This is a genomic window from Myxococcus sp. AB025B (genome assembly GCF_006518215.1).
Lineage (GTDB): Bacteria > Myxococcota > Myxococcia > Myxococcales > Myxococcaceae > Myxococcus > Myxococcus fulvus.
In genome coordinates, this window is record NZ_SRLW01000535.1 from 1 (window position 1) to 3,149 (window position 3,149).

1 protein-coding gene is annotated in these 3,149 nt (G+C 72.8%); it reads left to right on the plus strand.

From position 1 onward, the window contains the following. Positions 1-3,149, plus strand: a 3,149-nt coding sequence (locus FL311_RS42165) for an ATP-binding protein (RefSeq protein WP_141333248.1), incomplete at both ends; no start/stop codon positions are given.

Sequence of the window (3,149 nt, forward strand, 5' to 3'; positions counted from 1 at the left end):
CTTCACGGCCCAGACGCCCCTGTCCGCCGTGCCCCGCCCGGACGAGGACGCCGCCACGCAGGCCGCCATCCTCCCCAGCGCCGTGCTCGGCCTGTACCCGCTCTCCAACCAGAGCCTCGTGGACGACATGCGCGCCCTCGTGGACGGCGAGCCCGTCTCCGGCCCCATCGAGAGCTTCCTGCGCGTGGACGTGTCACTCGACCAGCCCGCCCACCCAGGCGGCGGAGAGCGCAACCTGGAGGGACTCAAGCGCGCCGAGGACGAGCGGCTCGTCACCATCGCCGACCCCTGCCAGGCCCGCGCCGTGCGCCTGGCGCGCAGTCGCCGGGGGCTCGTCATCCACGGCCCTCCGGGCACGGGAAAATCCCAGACCATCGCCAACGCCATCGGAGACCACCTCGCCCGGGGTGAGCGGGTGCTGTTCGTCTGCGACAAGCGCACCGCGCTCGACGTGGTGAAGCACCGCCTGGACCACCTGGGCCTCGGCAACCTGTGCGCCGTCGTGCACGACGCCCAGCGAGACCAGCGCGACCTCTACATGGGCATCCGCGAGCAGCTCGACACGCTGGCGGAGACCCGCACCGACGCCGCGGTTCCTCGCGAGCTGTCCCGCGTGGACACGGAACTCCAGACGCTCCACGACGAGCTCACCACCGCCGAGCACGCCCTCTCGTCACGACCCGAGGACGGCTCCGCCCCGTCCTTCCACGAGCTGGTGGGCCAGTGGCTCGCCCTCGATTCCCCCGAGGCGCTCACGCCCGCCACCGCGTCACTCGCCTCCGCGCGCCTCGCCGACGTCACCGCTCGCGAGCGGGAGGCCCGCGAGGTGTTCGAGCGCGCCCTCAAGGAGGGCTACCCGGACAACCCCTGGCGCGAAGCCCTGGGTGTCGACCTGGCCACCTACCTCGCCACGCCCCTCACCACCTGGCGCGAGCGACTCGGCGCCACCGTCGAGGCGGCCCGTGACGCGGACGCGCTCGCCTCTCTGGACATCCCGGCCTTCGGCGCGGAGCCGGAAGCCGAGGGGCTCGCGCGCGCCCACTTCGCCGAACAGCTCGCCCCCGTGCTGGAGACCACGAACCCGGCGTCCCTCGCGCGCTGGGCAACGGCCTCACCGGACACGGTGCGGACCGCGAAGGCCCAGCTCGAAAGCCTCTCTCCTCAAGTCCAGGTGCTCTCCGAGGGCCCGCTCGACACCGAGCTCGCGCTGATTCATCGCGAGCAGCCCCAGGCCCTGGGCGCGCTGTCCACCGCGCTCGCCACGCTGGGTGCGTACCTGGGCATCGCCCGCAAGTGGTACGCGTTCTTCTGCTTCGCCCGGAAGGCCGGCGCGCGAAAAGTGCTCCAGCAGTTCGGCCTCACCCTGGGCGCGGCCACCGCCGAGCGCGTCCGTCACTTCCTTACCGGCGCCCGCGCTCGCGCGCTCCTGGGCGAGTTCCACCGCGCCACCCTCGTCCCCACCTCCGCGAGCCTGCCCGATGAGACCCTCGCCCGAGATTTGCGCGCCCACGCCGCGCTCTTCGAGGTCCTCGGTGCGCTGGACTCGACGCCGCACCTCGCCTCGTGCCGGGACGCCGTGCGACGGGCGCTGACGACGGACGCCGCGACCCGCGCCGCGCTGCTGACGGGGCTGCGACGCTCCGCCGCCCGGGGCGCGGCCGTGGCGAAGCTGGAGAAGCGGCTCGCCGAGACAGGGCTGTGCGCCTCCAAATGGCTCGCCCTCCGCGTGCACGAACTGCGCGCCGGCACCCTGCTCGCCCCCGTCACCACCGCGCTCCAGTCGCGACTGTCCACGGTGGAGGGAATGCTGCGTCTGCGCTCACTCCTGTCGGGCATGCCCCCGGCGTTGGCGACCTCGGTCGAGTCGCTCGCGCGCCTGGGCGCGGACGCCCAGACGGGCTGGACGGCGGTGCTCAAGGCCACGCTCGCGGCCGAGGTGACCTCGCGACTGCGCGAGGACTCCACCCTCCAGCACGTCGACGCCGAGCGCACCCAGGCCACCCAGGCGCGCTACCGCGTGCTCGAGGAGAAGAAGCGCGGCCTGGTGCGCGACGCCATCCTCCACCGGTGGACGCAGCGCCAGCGTGAGCGATTGCTCGCCGCCAACGGCGGTCGACTCAACAGCCAGGGCGCGGAGCTGCGCCGACGCCTCATGCTGCGCGGAGAGCGCGCCATGCGCGTGCGGCAGGTCATCGCCACCGGCCTGGACATCGACGGCGGAGACCCGCTCTTCGACGCCCGCCCCGTGTGGATGGCCAGTCCCCAGACGGTGGCGCAAATCTTCCCGCGCCGTCCCATCTTCGACGTCGTCATCTTCGACGAGTCCTCGCAGTGCCGACTGGAGGAGGCCCTGCCCGTGCTCACGCGCGCCCGGCGCGTCGTCATCGCCGGAGACCCGAAGCAGCTCCCACCCACGCGCTTCTTCGAGTCCGCCGTGGTCCAGAGCCAGCAGGACGCCGAGGCCGAGACGGAACAGGGCCTCTTCGAGGAGCAGCAGTCCGAGGTGGAGGACCTGCTCTCCGCCGCCCTCAACCTGGACATCGACCAGTGCTACCTCGACGTGCACTACCGCTCGCGCGACGCGGACCTCATCGCCTTCAGCAACGAGCACTTCTACGACAAGCGCCTCCAGGCCATCCCCGCCCACCCCTCGCACCGCGCGCCGCACGCGGCCCTGCGCCTGCTCTCCGTCGGCGGCACCTATGAGAAGCGCGTGAACCAGGTCGAGGCCCGCGCCGTGGGCCAGCTCGTGAAGGAGCTGCTCGCCCGGCCCGAGCCCCCGTCCATCGGCATCGCCTGCTTCAACCTCTCGCAGCGCGACGCCATCACCGATGTGCTCGACGAGCTCGCCGCCGAGGACGCCACCTTCTCCGCCCGACTCGCCACCGCGCGCACCCGCCGGGGTGCCGGCTCCTTCGAGGGCCTCTTCGTGAAGAACCTGGAGAACGTCCAGGGCGACGAGCGCGACCACCTCATCATCAGCACCACCTACGGCCCGGACCGACAGGGCCGCTTCTACCGCCGCTTCGGGCCGCTCGGCAGCGCGGGCGGTGGACGGCGCCTCAACGTGCTCGTCACCCGCGCGCGCCAGCAGGTGCACCTGGTCACCTCCATCCCCCGCGACGCGTACACCGCCCTGCCCCCCGTGG